Here is a 21,778-nt window from a genome sequence, read left to right as displayed (position 1 = left end):
CGTCTGGACAGGCCCCGTCGGATGTTGGCGCAGAGCGTCAGGACAGTGCATCCTTTGTCTTCTCGCCAGCCTGCTTGACGTCGGCCTTGGCCTGGTCGGCCTTGCCTTCGGCCTCGAGGCTCTCGTTGTCAGTCGCGTCGCCGACGGTCTCCTTGACCTTGCCCTTGGCTTCTTCCGCAGCGTTCTTGATCTTGTCGTCCATACCCATGATGGCTCTCCTCACATAGATTGCTGGGTGGTTGTCGGCAAAGTTAGGCGCATGACGCGAACTCGACAAAGGGGCTTGACGAGTCGCCAGTCGCCTGTCTACTCGGGCTGGTTGAACGGTTCATGCCGCTGAGAGGCCGCGGTCGAGCAATCGACGGTGGTGGCGACGGACGGCCAGCATGTCAGCGAACCCGCCGAATCCAATGAGTCGGGAGCGCGGCACGAGCCCTACGCCGTGCTCGCGTGGCGTCGCCGGCAGCGGGCGCGTGCTCCGCCGGTTCGAGATTGTGGGAAGCGGTTCAGTCTGCGGGAGCGGCTCGTTTGACGGTCTGGCACCGGTAGCAGTGGTCACGTTTTACCTCCAATGTCAGGAGAAATCTCAGGATGTGTCTCAGTTGCTATAAAGCACAGTAGCAAAATAGTACAGCAAGTGTGCAATATGGTGTGTGGCACAGAACGTGTTGGGTATCATGAGACGGAAGCACAATGGAAGTGATCGAGACCTCGTCGGCACTGACGGTGGAAACTCTGGGGACTGCGCGCGCGAACACCGCGGTGTGGTACGAAGTCGACCGGGGATTCTGGGTGGGTAGCGCCGTCGGCGAGTTTCTCGGCACGATCGAGCGACGTGCACGTGACTCGTTCGTTGCCAGGGGCGCCACAGGATCTCACGTCGGGCAATACGAAACGATGGATGCCGCACGGGCCGCCATCACAGGAACAAAGCGCTACGAAGTCATCGGAGGTAGGCATGCCCAGGACGGTGGTTCGCCACGAGGGTGAACACCTCTACGCAACACAGCCGTCGTCCGACGCGGGGAGACGGCTAAGCAGCGCCGTGCTGCACCTTCGTCGAAGCGAGCGAATCCAGGCCGACCGCGCGGTGCGGTCCTCCGGTCTTTCAAGCCTCGACCTTGGCGCGCTGCGATACCTCGTTCAGGCACGGCGCGACGATCGCAAACTCAGCCCCAAAGACCTCATCGTGATGCTCGACACCTCGAGCGCGACAGTGACGAACGTCGTCGAGCGGCTTGTCACACGCGGTTACCTCGTGCGCGAGGAGCATCCGACTGACCGGCGCGCTCACTATCTCGTGCCGACGGATGCAGCCATCGAGAGGGTTGACTCTGCCTACGCCTCCCGGGATGGGGCTGTGGTCAGCGTGATCGACGGTCTGTCCGAGGGCGAGGCTGAGGTGGCAGCCCTCGTCATCGACCGACTCGCGCGGGCTCTCGATGCTCTCGAAGCTGCGAGCCAGGAGCGGTAAAACTCCCCGAGCCCGGTCAGGGCTCGGAGTCTGTCCGGCCCTGCAGGTACTGACAGAGCAGGGAGAGCAACGTCAGATCCGCAGCCAACGCTTCGGTCTGTTCACCGTCGAGATCAAGCCCCTCCTCGCGCGGATCGAAGTGGACCCGCCAGGTAGGAGCACCGTCCTCCACGACCGGTTGAATCGATGTCACGGTGGTCGCCGTGCGCAACTGTACGACGACCAGGCCCGAATCGGGCCCCTCGGCGTAGTACTGATCCACGACGGAGATCTGAGGCGAGACCCCAGGGTGACTGTTCGCGAAGTCCGTCACCCACGACTGAACCTTCGCTTGATCTCGGTATGACATTGTGCTCCGCATCTTCGTGATGCGTGTGCATCTGTGAGGATTCTATCTTCGGCCGGGGCGGATGAGCCGGGCCATCCGCACTCACGGCTATGGCGTAGTCGGTGCAGAGTCAACAGATGACCCGGCCAGCCGCATCCAGGTCTCAACGACCGTGTCGGGGTTCAGGGAGATCGATTCGACACCCTGCGCGAGCAGCCACTCGGCAAGGTCAGGATGATCGCTCGGCCCCTGACCGCAGATGCCGACGTACTTGCCCTGCGCGCGGCACGCCTGAATGGCCATCGACATGAGCTGCAGCACGGCGGGATCGCGCTCGTCGAAGGTGTTGGCGACAAGGCCGCTGTCGCGATCGAGTCCCAGGGTCAGCTGGGTCATGTCGTTCGAGCCGATCGAGAAGCCGTCGAAGAACTCGAGATACTGATCGGCCAGCAGCGCGTTGGTCGGCAGCTCGCACATCATGATGACCTTGAGGTCGTTGACGCCGCGACGCAGGCCATTCTCGGCGAGCATCTCGACGACGGCGTGCCCCTCGCCGACGGTGCGCACGAACGGGATCATGACCTGGACGTTGGTGAAACCCATCTCGTCGCGCACGTACCGCAGCGCCTCGCATTCCATGTCGAAGCAGGCGCGGAAGTCGGGGGAGATGTAGCGGGATGCCCCGCGGTAGCCGAGCATGGGGTTCTCCTCGTGCGGCTCGTAGCGCTCGCCGCCGATGAGGTTGGCGTACTCATTCGACTTGAAATCGCTCATCCGTACGATCACCGGTTCTGGCGCGAACGCTGCAGCGATCATCGAGATCCCCTCCGCGACACGCTGCACGAAGAAGTCACGCGGCGACGGGTAGGCGGCGACCCGCTCGTCGATCTGGGCTTGCAGCTCGGCGGGTAGGTCGCCCTCGAGGAGCGCACGGGGATGGATGCCGATCTGCCGGTTGATGATGAACTCGAGCCGCGCCAGCCCGACCCCCCGGTGGGGAAGGCGCGAGAACGAGAACACCTGGTCGGGCGTGCCGACGTTCATCATGATCTTGACGGGCAGTTCCGGCATCCGATCGAGGTGCGTCTCCTCCTCGGCGAATTCCAGCAGGCCCTCGTAGACGAACCCGGTGTCGCCCTCGGCGCACGAGACTGTGACGTCTTGTCCATCGCTCAGGATGCGGGTGGCATCGCCTGCACCGACGACGGCCGGGATGCCGAGCTCGCGCGCGATGATCGCCGCGTGACAGGTGCGTCCACCGCGGTTGGTGACGATCGCTGCGGCCCTCTTCATGATCGGCTCCCAGTCGGGGTCGGTCATGTCGGCCACCAGAACATCGCCCGCGCGGAACGAGTCCATCTGAGCCAGATCGCTCAGCACCCGCACGGAACCCGAGCCGATGCGCTGGCCGATGGCGCGACCTGCCGCCAGGACCGTCCCCGATTCGTGCAGGCGGAAGCGGCGGATGACCTTCGCCGACGCGCGAGAGACGACAGTCTCGGGCCGGGCCTGCAGGATGTAGAGCCGCCCGTCGACGCCGTCCTTACCCCATTCGATATCCATCGCCCGGCCGTAGTGCTCTTCGATGACGAGAGCCTGCCTGGCCAGTTCCTCGAGTTCGGCATCCGTCAGCGAGAACCTGGCGCGATCGGCGAGTGGAACATCGACGAAGGCCGTGCTCGCGCCCGCGGCACGACTGTCGGTGTAGCGCATCGCCACCGCTTTCTCGCCGACCGACCGCTTTAGCACCGCCGGGCGCCCCGCGCGCAAAGCCGGCTTCGAGACGTAGAACTCGTCGGGGTTTACCGCGCCCTGCACGACTGCTTCACCCAGTCCGTAGGAACTCGTGACGAACACCGCCTGATCGAACCCCGACTCCGTGTCGACGGTGAACATGACGCCGGCGGCACCCACATCCGAGCGCACCATGCGCTGCACGCCGGCAGACAGCGCAACCTCGGTGTGATCGAATCCCTGATGCACGCGGTACGCGATCGCGCGGTCGTTGTAGAGCGAGGCGAAGACCCGACGGATCGCGGTCAGGATGTTCTCGATTCCCCCGATGTTGAGGAACGTCTCCTGCTGCCCCGCGAAGGAGGCGTCGGGCAGGTCCTCGGCCGTCGCCGACGACCGGACCGCCCAGGTCACGGCATCCGGATCGGCGTCGTCGTGCAGCAGCCGGTCGTAGGCGGTGCGGATGTCGATCTCGAGGTCCTCGGGCAGCGGGTGCCGCTCGATGCTGGCGCGGATCTCGCCGCCGACGCGCGTGAGGGCTGCGACGTCGTCGGTGTCGAGATCGCGCAAGAGGGCTGCGATCTGGTCGCCGAGACCGTCGTGGGCCAAGAAGCGGCGGTAGGCGTCGGCTGTGGTGGCAAACCCGCCGGGAACCCGCACGCCGAGCGCTGACAGATGAGAGACCATCTCGCCGAGCGAGGCGTTCTTGCCGCCGACGGCTGGCAGATCGGTCATGCCGATCTCGTCGAACCAGAGGACGTTCTTCATGGGTGCTCCTTTGTGAGGGCCGGGAAGGGCTGGGGTGTCAGGCGCGAAGCTTCAAGGTCTGCAGGATGATTGCCGACATCTCCTCGACGCTCTTGGTCGAGGAGTTCAGGAACGGCACGCGCGTGCGGCGATACAGCTCTTCGGCGCGTCGCAGCTCGAGGGTGCATTGCGCGAGGCTCGCGTAGCGCGAATCCGGGCGTCGCTCGTGGCGCACCTGGCTCAGGCGCAGGGGCGTCGTGGTGAGGCCGAAGCAGCGCTCGGCGTGCGGGGCGACGAGCCGCGGGAGTCCATCGGTGGGAAAGTCCTCGTCGGTGAGCGGGTAATTCGCGACCAGGAGGCCGTACTGCAGCGCGAGGTACATGGTCGTCGGGGTCTTGCCGCAGCGCGAGGGGGCAATGATGATGACGTCGGCGAACTCGAGCGCCCGCGAGCTCTGCCCGTCGTCATGCTCGATGGCGTACTCCACAGCGCGCATCCGCGCGAAGTAGGCCTCGGTGTCACCGAGGGTATGGAATTGCCCGAGCTGTTCGGATGCCGTCGTGCCGAGCGTTCGCTCCAGATCGGTGAGGTGGCCACCGAGAAGGTCGATGCGCGGCGCCGGCGCGGTATCGAGCACGCGTCCGACAGTCGCGTTCTTCATCGTCGAGAAGACAATGGGCGCCAGGCCCGCGGCATCCGCACCGGTGATCGTCTGCACCACCGCCGCTGCCGCTTCGGCGGTGTCGACGAACGGAATCGTGTGGCGATCGAACCGGAATCCGGGAAAGTTCGCCAGGAGCGCGTTGCCCAGGGTTTCGGCAGTGATGCCGGTGCTGTCTGAGACGAAGAACACGGCGCGGCTCGGGAGCGCGTGGTCGCTCAGGGCAGGATGCATGCCTCGAGGTTAGGGAGATTTACCCCTGCTTTTCGCCGAAGAGTGCGTCAAGATTCAGGCTTCTTTACGCATGGGCAAGCATCGTGATGCCGGCCTCGCTCACCCGGCGAGCTGGTCGAGGTCGCGGAGGTGACGGTAGGAACCCTTGAAATAGAGCAGCGGTTCCTCGCGGTGCCACTCGGCCGGACTCATCCCCACAACCGACCCGATGACGATCAGGTGGTCACCGGCCTCGTGCTCTGCCCACGCTTCGCAATCGACCCACATGAGGGTGTCGGCGATGATCGGGTTACCGGAGGCTGCGGGGTTCCAGGCGACGCCCGCCCACTTGTCGGTGCCCCGCCGGGCGAACTGGTTGGCGATCTCGTGCTGGTCGTGGGCCAGGACGTTCACGGCGAACCTGCCGGTGGCGGCTATCCGGGGGTACGTCGTCGAGGTCTTCATGACGCTGAACGAGATCAGTGGCGGCTCGATGGACACCGAGAAGAACGACTGGCACGTGAAGCCGATGGGTTCGCCATCGTCGATGCCCGACACGATCGTGATCCCCGATGCGTAGTGCCCGAGGGTGTCACGGAACTGACGGGGAGAGAAGGGCACATCGGGTGCCGAGTACTGAGACATGGGTTCGCTTTCTCTTCGCCGTCGGTTCAGGATGCCGGGACGCCGGCGCGGAGGGCGCCGGCCAGGGACGCGACCTGTCGGATGTTGGTGGCATACTCGGCGACCGCCGCGTCAAGGACCTCGTCCACGCGCTCCAGTTGGCTGAGGGCCAGATAGAAGCCGCGTCCTGGCACTGTCGCCCCGAGTTCCACCAGGAGGGGAGACAGCGTGAAGGTCGGTCCCATCGAGTGGGTGAAGTCGGCGCCCGTGTGAACCGGGATCGCGGTGACACCGGCGAGCCCGTTGGCCGGATACCGGTCGAGGAAGGCTTTCAGCAGCCCCGTGTAGGTGGCCTTGTAGGTCGGTGACGCGAAGATCGCGAGGTCGCTGTCGGCGACCACGGCGTTCAGCGACCCCATGACCTCCGACGGCCAGGCGAAGATCTCGTTCGTGTAGTCGGCCAGGTCGATCACCTGGGCCTCGTAGGTTCCCTGGTCGAGAAGCTTCTCGACCAGGAGCTCGGCGATCTTGCGGGTGCGCGATGCCGGCTTCGGGTTGCCGACGACAACCGCGACTTTGAGTGACATGACTCTCTCACTTCCATACCGATGAACAGGAAGGGATGAGTCGCCGCACCACACCGCGAGAGGGACGTGGAGCGAACGACATCTCCACACGCCCCGGGGTCTTGTGGCCCAGTGCGCCCGCAACGGCTTACGCTGCACACCCATTGTGCACACGCTCGTGTTTCGGTCGCGTAAACCGCGGCTCAGAGCGCTCGGGTGAGCCGATCCTGGGGCGCCATGAACCACGTCACGGCGTCCGGGAGAACCGGCCCCCCGTCGGAGTGAGCCTGATCACCTCAGAAGGTTGCGGCAGCTTCCTCGACCTTCGCGAACGCGGCGGCCATGATCTCATCCGAGCGGGCCGGGTCGTGGTCCATGCCCTCGGCGGCGATCTCCGTGTAGTCGTCGATGCCGATGAATCCGAGCATCGTGCGCAGGTACTGGCTCGCGGGATCCTGGGAGTTGAACACTCCGCCGGCGGCCTGGATGTGCAGCGCCTTCTTGCCGTGCACGAGGCCGACCGCCTCGCCCTGTTCGTTGTAGCGGAAGGTCTTGCCCGCCACACAGATGCAGTCGATCCACGCCTTCAGTCGGGTGGGTACCTGGAGGTTCCACAGCGGGTTGGCGATCACGATCTTGTCCATGTTGAGGAACTGGGTCGTGTAGCCCTCAAAGAGGGTGAGCTTGCTCTGCTCGGCCTCGTGGAGGCGGACGAACGGCATGCCTTCGCGCAGCTTCCCCCATGCGCTGAACAGATCCAGATCGATCTCGGGGATCGCGATGTTGTACAGGTTCTGGTCGATGACGTCGTCGTCGGGGTGCGTCTCGACGTACGTCTTGAGGAACGCATCCGTGAGTCGCATCGACTTCGAGTTCTCTGAGGTCAGAGGGTGGGCGCGGATAACCAGCAGCTTGGACACGAGGTCCCCTTCTTCATCGTGTCGGAATGTCCGACCCCTCAACTGTGCGCCGGATCCGACCGTCGGCGGCAGGGACCAAAGACCCTCACTGTGGCGGCCGACGGGGCTGACCGCCCGCTGCATCCCGTGCAAGACTGGCCAGTCATGGGCATCCTGGCAACTGTCGTGAACGTCTTCGTCGATGAAGCCGGCGAGCACGGCAATCCGCTCGGAATCGTGTGGGCGTCGACCGCCACTCGCGGGCATGAGCAAGACATCGCCGCTGACCTCGGGTTCAGCGAGACGGTGTTCATCGACGAGGTGGACGGGCGCACTGTTCGGGCGCGGATCTTCACCCCGAAGCAGGAGCTGCGCTTTGCCGGGCATCCCACGGTGGGACTGGCAGCCTGGCTGCGCGCGGCAGGCGACGACATCCGGCATGTCGTCGTGCCGGCGGGCTCGGCCCGGGTCCGTGCCGACGGCGACCTCACGTGGATCAGTGCCGACGTCGATTGGGCCCCGGAGTTCGAACTCGAACGACTCGACTCCCCTGGTGAGGTCGATGCCGTCGATCCGGATGCCTACACCGAGGGTATGCACTACGTCTGGGCCTGGCTCGACGAGGAAGCCGGGCGCGTGCGCACGCGCATGTTCGCGCCGGGCCTCGGGATCCGCACCGATGAGGCGACCGGGTCTGCAGCGATCCGGCTGACCGCCGCGCTCGGTCGTGACCTGCAGATCGAACAGGGAGCAGGGTCGAGGCTGGTCACGCATCGCCGGAACCTCGGCCGGGAGGTTGAGATCGGCGGCCGTACGACCCCGGGGCGCGACGTCGAGCTGGCGTGAGCTTTCAGTACAACTGGAACAGTTGAGACGCGATCGCGCCCAGATCGGTGTTGGCCTGGATGACCGCTTGCACCTCGGTGATCGGTACGTCATTGACGAACACCGCGAAGGCGAGACGCCGCCCGGATGCGGCATCCAGATATCCGGCGAGCGCCTTCGTCTCGAGCACGTAGGGGGTGTCGGTTCCCGGACCGACGAGCGTGCCGGTCTTCGCGTGGGCAGAACCGATCGCGGGGTCACCGTCGGGCAGCACGGTTGCCAGGGACCCGTCCACCCCGAGGATCGGTGTGGATTCGAGGAAGGTCTCGAAGTACGGGGCGTCCGTCAGCGACACCAGGTAGGAGGTCATCGCTGCCGGAGTGATGCGGTTCCCCGGCAGCCCTTGACCATCGGTGATCACGACGTCGTCGGGCCCGAGTCCCGCCGCTTCGAGCACGCTCATCTGTCTCGCCAGCCCGGCGTCGAGGGTTCGCTCACCCGCCTGCGCCGCCAGCAGCAGCGGCAGTTGATTGGCGCCGAGGTTGTGGCTGACCTTGTTGATCAGTCGGGCGGTCTCCGAGAACGGCGGGGAGGTGAACGTGGCGACCGGGATCGCGCCGTCGAGGTCCGCCACCGGCGGCAGCTCGCTCGAGCTCGGCGTCCGCGGGTCCGCCGTGACGGTGACGCCCGCGCGCTCGAGCGCCTCGATGAACAGGATGCGGGCCCACGCTGCCGGATCAGGGACCTGATAGGGCTGCACCACCGGTTCGGCGCCCAGAGGGATCGTTCCGGTGGCGGTGAGGATGCCGCCTTGCTCGGTGATCGTGACGTCGAACCCGCTGTCGGCATCCGCTGTGCTCACCAGATTCTCGACGGTGTACGCCGAGCTCTGCGGCCGCCAGCTCGCGGTCGTGGGGTCGCCGACCGCCGCGCCGGGGGTGATGACGATGTCCACCAGGTTGTCGTTGACCACGATCGGTGAAATCGGTACGCCGTCCAGGACGACGGGATCCCAGAGCCTGTCGTCGACGAGGACGTCCCCGCCCACCGTGTGGATTCCGGATGCGGCGACCTGCTGAGCGAGATCATCGAGGCCGGTCAGCGGATCCTCGGGAGTGAGCGTCGCCAGGCCCGGGAGGACGTTCGCGTCGTAGTGGTCGAAGATCGGCACATCGAGGGTGCCATCGGGCATCGTTCGACCGCCGAGGGTGAGGTCTCCCGAGCCGCGCAGAATGAGATCTCCCTCGAGGGTGCCGTTCGAGACCTCGCCGACGGCGACGACCGGGGTCGTGAACGTCGCATCCGCGCCGAGCAGGTCGAGGGCTGCGGTGACAGAGAGGATCTTCGCCGTGGACCCGGTGAGGAACTGCTCGTCGGGGTTGACGGCGATGAGGGTCTCGCCGCTGTCGATGTCGATCACCGACATCCCCCAGCGGCCGCCCTCGTAGGTGGGCTGGTCCATGATGGCCGCGATCGTGGGTGGCACATCAGTGGGCGGACCGGGCGGGGCGGCGGTGCACGAGATCAATCCCGCTGACGCAGCGATGATCGCTGCAATGGTCACCGGTCGTCGGGTGCGGCGGAGCATGGGACGGAGTCTAGTGAGGCGCCCTCTGTGCCTCGGCCCGCAGGCCGTGCGGGGAAGGTACGATTTACATGTACTAAGACATGGAAAACGTCGGACGGGAGAGCGCGGATGAGCATGGTGCGCGGAGGCTTCGGCGGGGGGCTCACTCGAGGGGCCGACGAACGGACGCAGCGTGAGCGGAACGCGGAGGCGCCCCACATCCCTCACCTCGGGCGCCGCATCGTCGCGCTGTTCTCGCCGTACCGTGGGCGGCTCGCGGTCACCGCGGTTCTCGTCGTCCTGAGCGCGGCGCTCGGCGTCGTGCCCGCGCTGTTGGTCGAGCAGGTCTTCGACCTCGCCCTGTTCCCGGCATCCGGGTCCCCGGACATCCCGCTTCTGATCGAACTCGTCGCGCTGATGATCGGACTGTTCGTGGCATCCGCGGGACTGAACGTGCTCCAGACGTGGCTGACCTCGTCAGTGGGTAACCGTGTCACCGGTGATCTGCGGGTTCGGCTCTTTCGGCACCTCCAGTCGATGGAGCTCGCGTTCTTCACACGCACGAAGACGGGAGTGATCCAGTCCCGCCTCCAGAACGACGTGGGCGGGGTCGCGAGCGTCTTGACCAACACTTTCACCTCGATCCTCGGCAACAGCGTCACCGTCATCGCGTCGCTCGTGGCGATGATCATCATCGACTGGCGACTGACGCTCGTGGCAGTCGTCATGCTGCCGGTGCTCGTGGTCATTCAGCGCCGCGTCGGCCAGGTGCGCGCTCGCATCGCGGCGCAGGCCCAGGAATCACTGTCGACGCTCACCGCTATGACCCAGGAGTCGCTCTCGGTCTCGGGCATCATGCTGACGAGCTCGTTCAATCGCGCGGACTACGAGACCAGCCGCTACGCCGACGAGACCTCGCGTCAGGTCTCTCTGCAGATCCGGCAGGCGATGAGCGGGCAGGGCTTCTTCGCGGTCGTGGGTGTCATCATGTCGGCAGTCCCGGCGGTCATCTACCTTCTCGCGGGTGTGTTCATCGCGGGCGGTGTCGACATCACAGCCGGCGCGATCGTGGCTTTCACCGCCGTGCAGGGGCGCCTGCTCTTCCCGCTGATGGCGCTCATGAGGGTCGCGCTCGACGTTCAGACCTCGATGGCGTTGTTCGCCCGCATCTTCGAGTACCTCGACCTCAAGCCCGCGATCGTCGACGCACCGGATGCGATCGACGTCGGCGTGGCGCCGGGGCCGGTCGGCCGCGTCGAGTTCCGTGACGTCTCGTTCCGCTACCCGGGCGCGGGAGAGGATGCGGCGACCCTGCATGATGTCTCCTTCGTTGCGGAACCCGGTCAGCACATCGCCTTCGTCGGCTTCAGCGGCGCAGGCAAGACGACGATCCTTTACCTCGCGCCGCGGATGTATGAGGCATCATCGGGTGCCGTGCTCTTTGCCGGCGCCGACGTTCGAGACCTCCGCCGTGAGTCCCTGCTCGACAGCGTCGGAATCGTCGCGCAAGAGACCTACCTCTTCCACGCCTCGATCCGCGAGAACCTGCTGTACGCGAAGCCGGATGCCTCTTCCGACGAGATCGAGGAAGCATGCCGCGGCGCGCATATTCACCACGTCATCGAGTCCTTCCCGGACGGCTACGACACGATCGTGGGTGAGCGGGGCTATCGCCTTTCGGGTGGCGAGAAGCAACGAATCGCGATCGCACGGGTACTGCTGAAGAACCCACCGGTCCTGCTCCTGGATGAGGCAACCAGCGCGCTCGACACCGTCTCGGAACGGACAGTGCAGCAGGCGTTGGATGCCGCGGCACAGGGGCGCACGACCCTGACGATCGCGCACCGCATTTCGACGATCGTCGGCGCCGACGTCATTCACGTCGTGGAGGCGGGACGCATCGTCGAAAGCGGCACGCACTCCCAGCTCCTCGCGGCGGGCGGTGCGTATGCGGGACTGGTCGCGCACCAGCAGGAGAGCGCCCTTTCAGCGATCTGACGGTTGCTGCCGACCTCCCGCGCTGGGAAGCTGAGAGCACGCGCGTTTGGGTGCGCGCCTCGCCGATGGAGGAACACACGATGGCTGGCAAGTTCGATCTGAACACGACCACTCTCGGGCAGTTGCTCGACGACCCGGAGGCGCGGGCGATCATCGACGAGTTGGTTCCCGAGCTTCCGACCCATCCCATGGTTGGAATGGCGAAGGGCATGCCTGTCAACACGGTGCTCACCTTCGCGGGTGGACAGGTCGACCCTGAGATCGTGGCGCAACTGAAAGCGCGCATCGGCGCACTCTGACCGCCCCGACGCTCGTCGTCGCTGGGCCCAGCGCAGCAGTACGCTGAGGGCCCATGAGCGATGTCACCCGTCCGGCGCGTCCTGCCGGGGTGCGCGAGGTCGCCCGCCTGGCGGGGGTGTCGACCCAGACGGTGTCGCGGGTCATCAACAACTATCCGAACATCCGACCCGAGACACGGATGCGTGTGCTCGAGGCCATGCGAGCGCTCGACTACCGGGTCAACAACGCCGCACGAGCGCTCGGCACGGCATCCACGCGCACCATCGGTGTCATCGCGACGGATGCCACCCTCTACGGCCCCACGGTCGGAATCGCGGCCCTCGCTGAAGCCGCGCGGGAGGCGGGCCTGTGGATCGCGACTGCTTACGCGGATGCCGGCGATCCGGCCGCGATCGACGGATCGATAGCCCACGTTCTCGCACAAGGCATCGACGGGCTGGTGCTCGTCGCACCGCACGCCCGCACGATCGAACGGGTCCGGCAGAGCGCGGCGGATGTTCCCGTCGCATCGCTGCACGCCGATGAGGGGGCCGAAGCCCAGCGCGCCGGGGCCGCCCTGGCCGTCGCGCACGTGATCGAACGCGGGCACACCCGTATCGCCCGACTCGCGGGACCCGAGGACTGGCTCGAAGAAGCCGCGCGCGCCGAGGGCACGACGCGCGCGCTGACGGCTGCGGGGCTGCAGGAGACGCGGCGGTGGCGTGGTGACTGGTCTGCCCGATCCGGCTACGCCGCTGCGGCGGAGATCGCCGCGGCGGTCCGCGCCGGTGAGGTCACGGCGATCCTCGCGGCCAACGACCAGATGGCCCTGGGGTTGATGGCGGGGCTCGATGCCGCCGCCATCCGTGTCCCCGATGACCTCGTCGTCGTCGGTTTTGATGACAACCCCGACGCAGCCTTTTATGCCCCGGCGCTGACGAGTGTGCGCGTGGACGTCCTCGGCGATGCCCGGAGGTGCGTGGCAGCCGTGGTCGGGGCGCCATCCTCCGCGGATGCTGCGGTGGGGGCCTCCGCTCCGCAGATCATCGTGCGGGCGTCTTCCCAGCCGGCTTCTGCCTAGGGCGGGAGCTTCTCACCCGCCGCCCTGCGTCGGATCGATCGGGTCGAAGTCGTCGTACACGCGCAACGCCAGGGCGATCTGCAGCGCGTCCCCGCGGAACCCCGCCCGGTCGTTCTCGAGTTTCGCGATGCGTTGACGCACGGTGTTGCGGTGAAGCCCCAGCGCTTCCGCCGTACGCACCGCGTTCTCGCCCTGGGCGTAGTAGGTCGCGAGCGTCTCGCGGGCGATGCGGTTCTGCTCGCCCGCGTCGGCCAGCGGGCCGAGCACCTCCCGGATCCAGATCCGGGTCGCGGCGGCATCCTTCAGCAGGAGGGCGACGAGGGCGATGTGCGGGTCGGCGTGGGACACCACTGCTGTGCCACGGTAGCGAGGGGAAGTCAAGGCCACCAGGCGGGCGGTGACAGCCTGCTCGTGCGAGCGCCGGAACCCGTCCCAGCCCGCACCGGTGTCGCCCAGGGCGAGGCGCACCCCGGGATGGGAGGCCACCAGGGCCGCGATATCGGCGTATGACTGCTCCGTCATGACCGGAGCGGCGACCCACGCCCAGGCGGTGGATCGGTCGGCGGCGGCGACCAGCGGCGGCGCCGAGGAGTGGAGCAGCGCCGCGACCTTGCGGAGCAGCTGGTCGATTCCGCGCTGCTGATCCTGGTCGTCGGAGGAACTGTCGGTCCAAGCGACCAGGGCGACGTGCGTCTGCGTGAGGCTGTACCCGGTCTCCGACTCGAAACCACGCGCGGGGAGCGTGTCCCCGCGCAGCACCTTGAGGATGATGCCGGCGTTCAGGCTGGCGCGGTTGTTCCACCAGCGCCGCCGCTCCTGATCGTGGACGCTCGTCACGAACTGCAGAATCCAGTCGATGTAACGGTGCACGACGTCGGCGATGGCACGCACGACGTCGATGCGGATGCCGTCGGGGATGTCCAGACGTTCGATCTCGTCCATGCCCAGCCGCAGGAACATGCTCTGCCCGAGGTAGTAGGCCCGTGTGAGAGCGGCGAGGGGCACATCCCGCTGCGCCAGCCGGGCCGCGTACTCGACGGCAGCGGTGGTGGGTTGGAGGCTGTCCAGATCGATGTCGTTGGCCAGGATGTGGCAGATCGTGGTGACGTTTCCCTCGATGCTGGCTTGCAGCATTTCCACCAGGTGGGGGTCGCCGCCCAGGTCGGTGATCCGCGAGGCGAGCAGGTCGCGCATCTCCCGCACGATCTCGGGGATGCGCACATCGAGGTGCCGCGCGACGAGGGCGAGCAGCTCGCTGATATCGAACTCGGGTTCGGACGCTTTCACGCGGCGGCATCCTGGTGTGGGCGTCGCCGCGATCTCTCGACGTGCAGCGCTCGCTGTGCCGCGTTCACACCGCACATGCCGTGCACGCCGGGTCCGGGCGGCGTTGCCGCGGAACAGATGTAGGAGCCCGGCACTCCCGTGTCATAGGGGCGTGCGCTCAGGCGCGGACCCAGGGTGAACTGCAGGGGCGACTTCGCGCCGGTGAGGATGTCACCGCCGACGAAGTTGGGGTTCGTACGGCTCAGCTCGGTGGAGGTCACGACACGCATCGTATGGATGCGATCGCGGAAGCCGGGCGCGAACCGCTCGAACTGCGCGATGATCGCCTCGGTGGCGTCGCCGCGGAACCCGCCCGGCACGTGCGCGTACGCGTACACCGGGTGGATGTCTCCGGCGGATCGTTGCGGGTCGGCGACATACTGCTGTCCGACGAGCACGAAGGGGCGCTCGGGCATGCGGCCGGCGACGATCTCACGTTCGGCGGCCACGATCTCGGCTGCCGCACCGCCGAGATGCACGGTCCCGGCGCGGGAGACACCCTCGGCGAGCCAGGGCACACCGCCGTCGACGGCGAACTCGACCTTGAAGGCGGCGGGACCGGGACGGAAACGGGTGAAGGCGCGGCGGGAGCGTGCGGGCAGCGCGTCGCCGAGAATCCGGGCGACTTGGTGCGGATGCAGGTCGAACATCGCGATGTCGTGGGCGGGAAGTTCCCGTCGCTGCGTGATCATCCGACCGGTTTCGAAGGTGACACCGCGAGCGCGCAGACGCTCGATGACCGCCGAGGTCAGGGTGCCGGTGCCGCCGGCGACGACGGGCCAGCCGACGGCGTGACCGGCCGTGATGATGCCCGCACCGATGCCGGTGACCAGGGGGATGTCCAGGCGCTGGAAGGCATGTGCCGCGACGCCGAGGAAGAGTGCTCGGGTGCGTTCGCTGGCGAAGGCATGGGCAACCCAGGTGGGAGGCAGCGCCGCCACCGCCCCGAAACGGGCGAGCGTGAGCGGATGCCGCGGCATCCCGACCAGCGGCCGCATGATGTCTTCCGACAGTGCCGAGAACCGCCGTGACGGAGCGCCGAACAGTGCCGCCCACCGTCGCCCGTCGTCGCCGAGGTCCTCCGCGGTGCGGTCGATCGACTGGCTCAGCAGCGCGGCGTCGCCCCCGTCGAGCGGGTGCGCGCAGTCGATCTCGGCGCGGGCCCACGTGACACCAGGAAGGTCCAGCCCCGTCAGGTACGGGGAGCCGGCCGCCATCGGATGCACCGCGGCGCAGTGGTCTTGTACGAGCCCCGGCAGGAGGGGCGCGCTGTTGCGAGCCCCTCCGCCGAGTTCATCGGATGCCTCGATGACATGCACCTGGACACCGGCGGCGGACAGTTCGGCGGCCGCAGCCAGCCCGTTCGGTCCGCTGCCGACGACGACGGCGCGTGTCACCGGGGGACCTTCCGCGTTCGTGACGAGGCGACGGTGCGCAGGTCGTTCGTGACGGCAGTGTCGGAGCCTCCGGGAGAGGCCTTCCAGAACACGTCGAGCGGGATCGGACCATCCGGCAGCCAGGGCTGGGCGGCGACGGCATCCGCGACACGCCACCGGCCACGTTCGATCACGCCGAGAGCTGCATCGACCACCTTGTACTCCTGCGTCGCCTTGTGAATGGGTTGCGATTCCACCCAGACCACCACGAACTCCCCCGGCGCGAAGTGACAACGCGCCTGGAGTGCCCGGATGAGGTCTTCATTGTGCAGGTGTCCGTCGCCGAAGTTGAAGCCGATGACCGAGTTGCAGGCGAACTCCGCTTCCCGGATGGTGCGGGTCTCCAGGTCGGGCAGTGACCGGTAGAGCACCGAGAACAGGCCCCGGCCCTGGCTGTGCATCGACCGCCAGGCGAGCGTCTGCTGCATCGTGATCTCGGCCACCTCCGCCGGGTAGCCCATCTGCTGGAGCTGGTCGACCTGGTTGCGGGTGGGGCGCACGACGGCGTTGAGCTTCGCTTCAGCGCCCGGGGTGAAGGTCCACAGTGCCGAGGCCCAGTTGCCGGCGTACTGCCGCATCGACGGCAGGAACGACACCTTGTCGGGGCGCAGGTTGCCCAGCACCGGGAAGAAGATCAGCGCCGCGATGACGGCGGCGAGAACCCAGCCGGTGGAGATGTCGGTCAGGGCGTAGCCATCCCAGCCGGGGAAACCGAGGAAAAGGAAGATCGCTCCGTAGCAGAAGAGCAGGTTCCACTCCAACGGCACCGCGAGGGGGAAGGTCGAGACGATGAACAGGTGGAACCCGACGATCAGGACGACGCACGCCAGCGTCAGCCAGATGTTCTGCGAGAACAGCAGCACCAGCGGAGCGACGATCTCGACAGTGGTACCCATGACGTGCGCCATGAAGTGCGCGAACCGCGACGGCCGAATGTCTTCGGGGAAGCTTCGGTACATCGAGCGCTTGAACCACCGCGGCGGCCAGAAGGGAGTGTTGCTGAGCATCGGGGGGATGACGTTGACGAAGTGTCGACCGAGCTTGGAGACGCCCGCGCCGACCCACACCACGACGATGAGCAGCTTGAGCGCGATGATCATGTCGATGAACGGCAGCGCCACGAAGAACACCAGGGCTGGCAGGTACTGCTCGATCCGGGCGGCGATCGCGACGGTCTTGTCACGCAAGCCCGCGAGGATGAGGAACACGATGGCGGCGATGACCGGTGCCGGCTGCACGAGGCCGCTGGTGTTACCCGGGAGAGCGACGGCCAGCGAGGTCGAGACCGCGCCGGGAAGAACCAGGGCGAGGGTCAGGGAGACGAGCAGACCCAGGTAGAGCACCACATCGAACACCGTGCGGGTGTCGCCTGCGGTGCCGGGAACCCAGCTCCACGGGCGCAGCCGGATCGTCCCGGGGCGGGCCCAGAACAGGATGCCGCCGGTCATCGGCTTGAACTTGCCGGCGATCGGACCCCACGAGCCGGCAAGGCCGATCGCCTCGAGCAGCATGGTCCACACGATGGCCTTCTGATACACGATCGGCTGGTTCCACCACTGGTCCACCTGCCAGAACCATCCGACACCGCTGGTCGCGGTGATGATGAATGCGCCGACGAGAAGCCACAGCAGGGTGACTTTCAGGACGTAGGTCGTCGCGATGATGCGCGGTGACCCAAAGCCGTAATCGACCCAGTGCAGGGCGAGCGCTTTGACGCGTTCCCGCAGGGGGAGATGCAGGAAGGTCTGCGTATCGACGGGAGGAAAGTCTCCGGTGGTGAATCCCATGACAGCTCCTTTGGTGATGGGGTGGCGGTGAGCGCGCGTGCGCTCGGTCGTCGTCGACGCGGCGCCGACGCGACAGCTGGGGTGGTGTGGGTTACGCCGCGGGCGGCGGGTTGTCAGCGAGTGCGCGACGCATGGCCGGCTTGTCGACCTTCCCGACCGGGTTGCGCAGCAGAGCCTCGACGATGTGGATCTCGGCGGGGATCTTGATCTTGGTCAGGCCGGATCGGCAGTGTTCGGTCAGCTCGTCGGTGGTGACCTCGCTGTCGGGGTGCACGACGACATGGGCGATGGGGACTTCGCCGTAGACCGGGTGGGGTCGACCGACGACGGCCGACTCGAGCACGGCCGGGTGGGCGCCGAGATACGACTCGATCTCCTTGGGGTAGAGGTTCTCGCCCCCGCGGATGATCATGTCCTTGCTGCGGTCGACCAGGGTGAGGTAGGCATCCTCGTCGAGGAACCCGATGTCTCCCGTGCGCAGCCAGCCGTCGCGCAACGCTTCGGCGGTCGCTTCCGGCCGGCCGAGGTAGCCGCGCATGACGGTGGGGCCCGCGATGGCCACCTCGCCGAGGGTGCCGGGAGGGACCAGGGCGCCGTTTTCGTCGAGGATGACGATCTGCTGGCGGGGCAGGGCCCGCCCGACGGTCCCCGGCTTGCGCACACCCCACAGGGGGTTGCAGGAGGAGGCGCAGGTGGCTTCCGTCAGTCCGTAGCCTTCGATGATCGGGATGCCGAGCCGCTCCTCCGAGAGGGCGAGCAGCTCGCTGGTCGCCGGTGCGGCACCGCAGATGGCGAACCGCAGCGCGGTACCGTGCGGCATCCGTTCGGCCGGGAGTTCAGCCAGCCGCGCGAAGATCGCCGGAACGGCAGAGAAGTACGTCGGCCGGTAGTGCTCGATCGCGGCCAGGAAGGTGTCGGGTGCGAACCGTTCGAGGATCGACACGCTGCCCCCGGCGCTGATCGGTGCGAGGAAGCTCACGCACAGCGAGTTGACGTGGAACAGCGGCAGCACGAGCAGTGCCTGGTCATTGACCCCCATGCCGACGTGCGTGACGAGGGAGGATGCCATGGCGCTGAGGTTCGCGTGATCGAGCATCACACCCTTGGGCTGCCCCGTGGAGCCGCTGGTGTAGACCAGCAGGGCGATCGCATCGGGCCGGATGTCGGGGGTGGTGATCTCCGCCGCGGGCGTGGTTACGAACTCGCTCGGGCGCAGCTGGGGCAGGTCGTGCGCGGGGGCGTCGGCGGCGATCAGCAGAGCAGCACCGGAGTCGGAGAGCTGATAGGCGAGCTCGCGTGCGGTGAAGGTGGGGTTGATGGGGGTGACAGCGGCGCCGATACGCCAGGCGGCGAGCATCGCGACGAGCAGGGGGACGGAGTTGGGCAGCATGATCGCGATAACATCGCCGGCCCGGATGCCGAGAGTGCTCAACTGCTCCGCGCAGGCCGCTGCCCGGCGCTCGAGGGCGAGGTAGGTCAGCTGGACGTTGCTGTCGCGCACGCACGGTGCGAAGGAGCCCGCGGAGGGGCTCGTCCAGGGCAGATGCGTCAGGTCCGCGGCAGCATTCCTGCCCGCCTGGGTCTGCGTCACCCGGATGTTCGTATCGGTGCCAGACATCGTCACTCCACTTCTGCGCCCGCCGTCAGGGGGCGCACGACTTCTCTGTCGTCGAGTGCGGCGTGGTGCCGCCGCGCTGGACCCACGCTAGAAACCCGGATCGCGGGAGGCAGTGTTCGAGATGATGAACTTCCGGACCGCGTATGTGCACTCTGCATCGCGGTGACCCGAGGGGGATGTGCGCGAGAGGCGGGTGTCGGGGGGTGGCGTCCACGAAGTGTTACCGGTAACATTTCGAAGCGAACCCGGCTCGGCGCAGAGAGGCGCGACCGACAAGGGTGTCACGGGAGGAGTCATCCATGTCGGACCTCGAGGCCGCGATCGCGGCGGTACGTGCCGATGTCGCACGACTGCACGCCGAGTTGGTGCGCTACGGGCTGATCGTCTGGACAGGCGGCAACGTCTCCGGTCGCGTCCCCGGAGCCGACCTGTTCGTCATCAAGCCCTCGGGTGTCTCGTACGACGACCTCACCCCCGAGAACATGATCCTCTGCGACCTCGACGGCAACGTCGTTCCCGGCAGCGAGGGCAGTGACCGCTCGCCCTCCAGCGACACCGCCGCCCACGCCTACGTCTACCGTCACATGCCCGAGGTCGGCGGGGTCGTCCACACCCACTCGACCTACGCCGTCGCCTGGGCGGCGCGCGGTGAAGAGATCCCCTGCGTCATCACGGCGATGGCCGACGAGTTCGGCGGCCCGATTCCGGTCGGCCCGTTCGCGATCATCGGCGACGACTCGATCGGACGGGGCATCGTCGATACGCTGCACGGTCACCGCTCCCGGGGGGTTCTCATGCAGAACCACGGCCCTTTCACGATCGGCTCCAGCGCGAAGGATGCCGTGAAGGCCGCCGTCATGCTCGAAGATGTCGCCCGAACTGTGCACATCGCGAAGCAGGCAGGGCCGGTCATCCCGATTCCCCAAGAGGCGATCGACAGCCTCTACAACCGCTACCAGAACGTGTACGGCCAGTCGACGGACGACCGCCGATGAGCGCGCTGAGCACCGACGAGGCCCGCGAAGCGATCGTGCGTGGGCGCGCGAGCCTGGGCATCGAGCTCGGTTCCACCCGCATCAAAGCCTGCCTCGTCGACGAGAGCGGACGGGTGCTCGCGGTCGGCAGCCACGAGTGGGAGAACAGCTACGTCGATCGGGTGTGGACCTACTCCCTCGATGAGGTGTGGGCAGGCATCCAGTCTGCGTATGCGGCGCTCGGCATCCGGGTGAAGCACGCTTACGGGATCGCGATCGAGTCCCTCGCGAGCATCGGCATCTCGGCCATGATGCACGGCTACCTGGCCTTCGACGCGCAGGACCAGGTGCTCGTGCCGTTCCGCACCTGGCGCAACACCAGCACGGGCGCTGCTGCCAGCGAGCTCAGCGCCCTGTTCGGTGTGAACATCCCGCTCCGCTGGTCGATCGCGCACTACCGCCAGGCGATGCTGGATGCTGAGCCGCATGTCGGCGCGATCGACCATCTCACGACGCTTGCTGGATACGTACACACCGCCCTGACCGGCCGCCGCGTACTCGGGGTCGGCGACGCGTCGGGCATGTTCCCCATTGATCCGGCCACCGGTAGCTACGACGCCGACCTCGTGGCGCGGTTCGATGCCCTCGCCGCGGATGCCGCGCCACGCCCCCTGCTCGATGTGCTTCCCACCGTCCTGCCTGCCGGCGCCGAGGCGGGGGAGCTCACCGCCGAGGGCGCGGCCCTGCTCGACCCGACCGGAGCGCTCAGGCCCGGCGCGCTGTTCTGCCCGCCCGAAGGTGATGCCGGTACCGGCATGGTCGCGACCAACGCGGTCGCCCCTCGCACCGGAAACGTCAGCGCGGGCACGAGCATCTTCGCGATGATCGTGCTCGAGCGTCCCCTTGCCCGGGCGCACGACGAGCTCGATATTGTCACGACTCCCGCCGGTGACCCCGTCGCGATGGTGCACTGCAACAACGGCGCCTCGGAGCTTGCTGCTTGGGTGGGCGTCTTCCAGCGCTTCGCGGACCTCATCGGCTCCCCGCTGCCGCCCGACGCGGTGTACGAAGCCCTGTTCACCGAGGCGCTCACCGCCGCACCGGATGCCGGCGGCATCCTGTCGTACAACCACCTCTCCGGAGAGCCCATCGCGGGCCTCGATGAGGGGCGACCCCTGGTCATCCGCACCCCCGACAGCCAGCTCACGCTGGCGAACTTCCTGCGATCGCAGCTGGCCGGGGTGTTCGCGACGCTGAGCCTCGGGATGCAGGTGCTCGATGATGAGGGCGTCGAGGTCGACCGGATGCTCGCGCACGGCGGGATCTTCCGCACCGCGGGTGTCGCGCAGCGGGTGCTCGCGGCAGCGCTCGATACCGCCGTGTCGGTCGAGCGGCATGCCTCGGAGGGTGGAGCGTGGGGTATCGCGGTGCTTGCCGCGTATTCCGCAGCCCGCCACGCGGGTGCCACTGATGCCTCGCTCGCGGCGTACCTCGACGCCGTCGCGTTCGCCGACGCCGAGTTCGCGACGGTCGTTCCCGACCCCGCTGAGGTTGCTGGCTACACCTCCTACCTCGACCGTTACCGCGCGGGCCTTGCCGCTGAGCGCGCCGCCGTCACCGCCCTCTAGTTCCCCACCCCTC

Annotated in this window: 20 protein-coding genes; 8 read left to right on the top strand and 12 right to left on the bottom strand. The window is 67.2% G+C overall.

The window, feature by feature from the left end; genetic code table 11:
* Window positions 1-37 precede the first annotated feature (37 nt).
* A complete protein-coding gene (locus tag AADH62_RS05890; protein ID WP_228178431.1) occupies window positions 38-208 on the bottom strand; it encodes a CsbD family protein in 171 nt (56 codons plus the stop codon).
* A 485-nt stretch (window positions 209-693) separates the two neighbouring features.
* On the opposite strand from AADH62_RS05890, the gene AADH62_RS05885 reads away from it, so the two are divergent.
* Both AADH62_RS05885 and AADH62_RS05880 read left to right on the top strand, forming a co-directional pair.
* Complete coding sequence (locus AADH62_RS05885) at window positions 694-990, top strand: hypothetical protein (RefSeq protein WP_341578682.1); 297 nt, start codon at window positions 694-696, stop codon at window positions 988-990.
* Between the two features lie 55 nt (window positions 991-1,045).
* Window positions 1,046-1,474 carry a MarR family winged helix-turn-helix transcriptional regulator gene (locus tag AADH62_RS05880; RefSeq protein ID WP_341578681.1) on the top strand — a complete coding sequence of 143 codons (429 nt, stop codon included), beginning with the start codon at window positions 1,046-1,048 and terminating at the stop codon, window positions 1,472-1,474.
* Between the two features lie 16 nt (window positions 1,475-1,490).
* Here AADH62_RS05880 and AADH62_RS05875 read toward each other — a convergent pair whose 3' ends face one another.
* The 6 genes from AADH62_RS05875 to AADH62_RS05850 form a co-directional block, all read right to left on the bottom strand.
* Entirely contained in the window at window positions 1,491-1,736 is a 246-nt protein-coding gene (locus AADH62_RS05875) for a hypothetical protein (protein ID WP_341578680.1), read from the bottom strand.
* A gap of 174 nt (window positions 1,737-1,910) precedes the next feature.
* Window positions 1,911-4,304: a phosphoenolpyruvate synthase gene (ppsA, locus tag AADH62_RS05870; protein WP_341578679.1), complete on the bottom strand. Its 2,394-nt coding sequence runs from the start codon at window positions 4,302-4,304 to the stop codon at window positions 1,911-1,913.
* 37 nt (window positions 4,305-4,341) lie between these two features.
* Window positions 4,342-5,178, bottom strand: coding sequence for a pyruvate, water dikinase regulatory protein (locus tag AADH62_RS05865; RefSeq protein ID WP_292727590.1), 837 nt, complete (start codon window positions 5,176-5,178; stop codon window positions 4,342-4,344).
* A gap of 99 nt (window positions 5,179-5,277) precedes the next feature.
* Window positions 5,278-5,802: a flavin reductase family protein gene (locus tag AADH62_RS05860; protein ID WP_292727591.1), complete on the bottom strand. Its 525-nt coding sequence runs from the start codon at window positions 5,800-5,802 to the stop codon at window positions 5,278-5,280.
* Window positions 5,803-5,828: 26 nt separating this feature from the next.
* The gene (locus AADH62_RS05855; protein ID WP_292727593.1) at window positions 5,829-6,368 is read right to left on the bottom strand and encodes an NADPH-dependent FMN reductase; all 540 of its coding nucleotides are present in this window, start codon (window positions 6,366-6,368) and stop codon (window positions 5,829-5,831) included.
* Window positions 6,369-6,643: 275 nt separating this feature from the next.
* Window positions 6,644-7,267, bottom strand: coding sequence for an FMN-dependent NADH-azoreductase (locus AADH62_RS05850; protein ID WP_341578678.1), 624 nt, complete (start codon window positions 7,265-7,267; stop codon window positions 6,644-6,646).
* A 90-nt stretch (window positions 7,268-7,357) separates the two neighbouring features.
* On the opposite strand from AADH62_RS05850, the gene AADH62_RS05845 reads away from it, so the two are divergent.
* A complete protein-coding gene (locus AADH62_RS05845; protein WP_292727597.1) occupies window positions 7,358-8,092 on the top strand; it encodes a PhzF family phenazine biosynthesis protein in 735 nt (244 codons plus the stop codon).
* 4 nt (window positions 8,093-8,096) lie between these two features.
* Here the strand turns inward: AADH62_RS05845 and dacB are convergent, their stop codons facing one another.
* Window positions 8,097-9,659, bottom strand: coding sequence for a D-alanyl-D-alanine carboxypeptidase/D-alanyl-D-alanine endopeptidase (gene dacB, locus AADH62_RS05840; protein ID WP_341578677.1), 1,563 nt, complete (start codon window positions 9,657-9,659; stop codon window positions 8,097-8,099).
* A gap of 108 nt (window positions 9,660-9,767) precedes the next feature.
* Here dacB and AADH62_RS05835 point away from each other — a divergent pair, with 108 nt between their 5' ends.
* The 3 genes from AADH62_RS05835 to AADH62_RS05825 all read left to right on the top strand — a co-directional run bounded on the left by AADH62_RS05835 (window position 9,768) and on the right by AADH62_RS05825 (window position 12,996).
* Complete coding sequence (locus AADH62_RS05835; RefSeq protein WP_341578676.1) at window positions 9,768-11,636, top strand: ABC transporter ATP-binding protein; 1,869 nt, start codon at window positions 9,768-9,770, stop codon at window positions 11,634-11,636.
* 80 nt (window positions 11,637-11,716) lie between these two features.
* On the top strand, window positions 11,717-11,935 hold the full coding sequence (locus AADH62_RS05830; RefSeq protein WP_292707755.1) for a hypothetical protein: 219 nt from the start codon (window positions 11,717-11,719) through the stop codon (window positions 11,933-11,935).
* 53 nt (window positions 11,936-11,988) lie between these two features.
* Entirely contained in the window at window positions 11,989-12,996 is a 1,008-nt protein-coding gene (locus AADH62_RS05825; protein WP_341578675.1) for a LacI family DNA-binding transcriptional regulator, read from the top strand.
* A 12-nt stretch (window positions 12,997-13,008) separates the two neighbouring features.
* On the opposite strand, the gene AADH62_RS05820 is transcribed toward AADH62_RS05825, so the two are convergent.
* The 4 genes from AADH62_RS05820 to AADH62_RS05805 all read right to left on the bottom strand — a co-directional run bounded on the left by AADH62_RS05820 (window position 13,009) and on the right by AADH62_RS05805 (window position 19,163).
* Window positions 13,009-14,283: a PucR family transcriptional regulator gene (locus AADH62_RS05820; protein ID WP_341578674.1), complete on the bottom strand. Its 1,275-nt coding sequence runs from the start codon at window positions 14,281-14,283 to the stop codon at window positions 13,009-13,011.
* Window positions 14,280-15,719 carry an NAD(P)/FAD-dependent oxidoreductase gene (locus AADH62_RS05815; RefSeq protein WP_341578673.1) on the bottom strand — a complete coding sequence of 480 codons (1,440 nt, stop codon included), beginning with the start codon at window positions 15,717-15,719 and terminating at the stop codon, window positions 14,280-14,282. Before AADH62_RS05815 ends, AADH62_RS05820 begins: the two co-directional genes overlap by 4 nt.
* Window positions 15,716-17,545: a DUF3556 domain-containing protein gene (locus tag AADH62_RS05810; RefSeq protein ID WP_341578672.1), complete on the bottom strand. Its 1,830-nt coding sequence runs from the start codon at window positions 17,543-17,545 to the stop codon at window positions 15,716-15,718. Before AADH62_RS05810 ends, AADH62_RS05815 begins: the two co-directional genes overlap by 4 nt.
* Window positions 17,546-17,636: 91 nt before the next feature.
* A complete protein-coding gene (locus AADH62_RS05805; RefSeq protein ID WP_341578671.1) occupies window positions 17,637-19,163 on the bottom strand; it encodes a class I adenylate-forming enzyme family protein in 1,527 nt (508 codons plus the stop codon).
* Between the two features lie 299 nt (window positions 19,164-19,462).
* Between AADH62_RS05805 and AADH62_RS05800 the strand changes: the two genes are divergently transcribed.
* Together AADH62_RS05800 and AADH62_RS05795 are read left to right on the top strand one after the other, a co-directional pair.
* Window positions 19,463-20,158 (top strand): L-ribulose-5-phosphate 4-epimerase, encoded by a 696-nt coding sequence (locus AADH62_RS05800; protein ID WP_341578670.1) that lies wholly within the window; start codon window positions 19,463-19,465, stop codon window positions 20,156-20,158.
* On the top strand, window positions 20,155-21,765 hold the full coding sequence (locus AADH62_RS05795; protein WP_341578669.1) for a xylulokinase: 1,611 nt from the start codon (window positions 20,155-20,157) through the stop codon (window positions 21,763-21,765). The genes AADH62_RS05800 and AADH62_RS05795 overlap by 4 nt, the downstream gene beginning before the upstream one ends.
* Window positions 21,766-21,778: the final 13 nt, after the last annotated feature.

The organism is Microbacterium schleiferi (genome assembly GCF_038150145.1).
GTDB classification, from domain to species: domain Bacteria; phylum Actinomycetota; class Actinomycetes; order Actinomycetales; family Microbacteriaceae; genus Microbacterium; species Microbacterium schleiferi_B.
The sequence above is the reverse complement of the archived record's forward strand: the minus strand, read 5'-3'. Positions and strand labels throughout refer to the sequence as shown.

Bases quoted from the DNA above. Each gene is read 5' to 3' on its own strand.
- AADH62_RS05890 (WP_228178431.1), bottom strand. From the start codon at position 208: ATGGGTATGGACGACAAGATCAAGAACGCTGCGGAAGAAGCCAAGGGC.
- AADH62_RS05885 (WP_341578682.1), top strand. From the start codon at position 694: ATGGAAGTGATCGAGACCTCGTCGGCACTGACGGTGGAAACTCTGGGG.
- ppsA (WP_341578679.1), bottom strand. From the start codon at position 4,304: ATGAAGAACGTCCTCTGGTTCGACGAGATCGGCATGACCGATCTGCCA.
- AADH62_RS05865 (WP_292727590.1), bottom strand. From the start codon at position 5,178: ATGCATCCTGCCCTGAGCGACCACGCGCTCCCGAGCCGCGCCGTGTTC.
- AADH62_RS05860 (WP_292727591.1), bottom strand. From the start codon at position 5,802: ATGTCTCAGTACTCGGCACCCGATGTGCCCTTCTCTCCCCGTCAGTTC.
- AADH62_RS05855 (WP_292727593.1), bottom strand. From the start codon at position 6,368: ATGTCACTCAAAGTCGCGGTTGTCGTCGGCAACCCGAAGCCGGCATCG.
- dacB (WP_341578677.1), bottom strand. From the start codon at position 9,659: ATGCTCCGCCGCACCCGACGACCGGTGACCATTGCAGCGATCATCGCT.
- AADH62_RS05835 (WP_341578676.1), top strand. From the start codon at position 9,768: ATGAGCATGGTGCGCGGAGGCTTCGGCGGGGGGCTCACTCGAGGGGCC.
- AADH62_RS05830 (WP_292707755.1), top strand. From the start codon at position 11,717: ATGGCTGGCAAGTTCGATCTGAACACGACCACTCTCGGGCAGTTGCTC.
- AADH62_RS05825 (WP_341578675.1), top strand. From the start codon at position 11,989: ATGAGCGATGTCACCCGTCCGGCGCGTCCTGCCGGGGTGCGCGAGGTC.
- AADH62_RS05810 (WP_341578672.1), bottom strand. From the start codon at position 17,545: ATGGGATTCACCACCGGAGACTTTCCTCCCGTCGATACGCAGACCTTC.
- AADH62_RS05805 (WP_341578671.1), bottom strand. From the start codon at position 19,163: ATGTCTGGCACCGATACGAACATCCGGGTGACGCAGACCCAGGCGGGC.
- AADH62_RS05800 (WP_341578670.1), top strand. From the start codon at position 19,463: ATGTCGGACCTCGAGGCCGCGATCGCGGCGGTACGTGCCGATGTCGCA.
- AADH62_RS05795 (WP_341578669.1), top strand. From the start codon at position 20,155: ATGAGCGCGCTGAGCACCGACGAGGCCCGCGAAGCGATCGTGCGTGGG.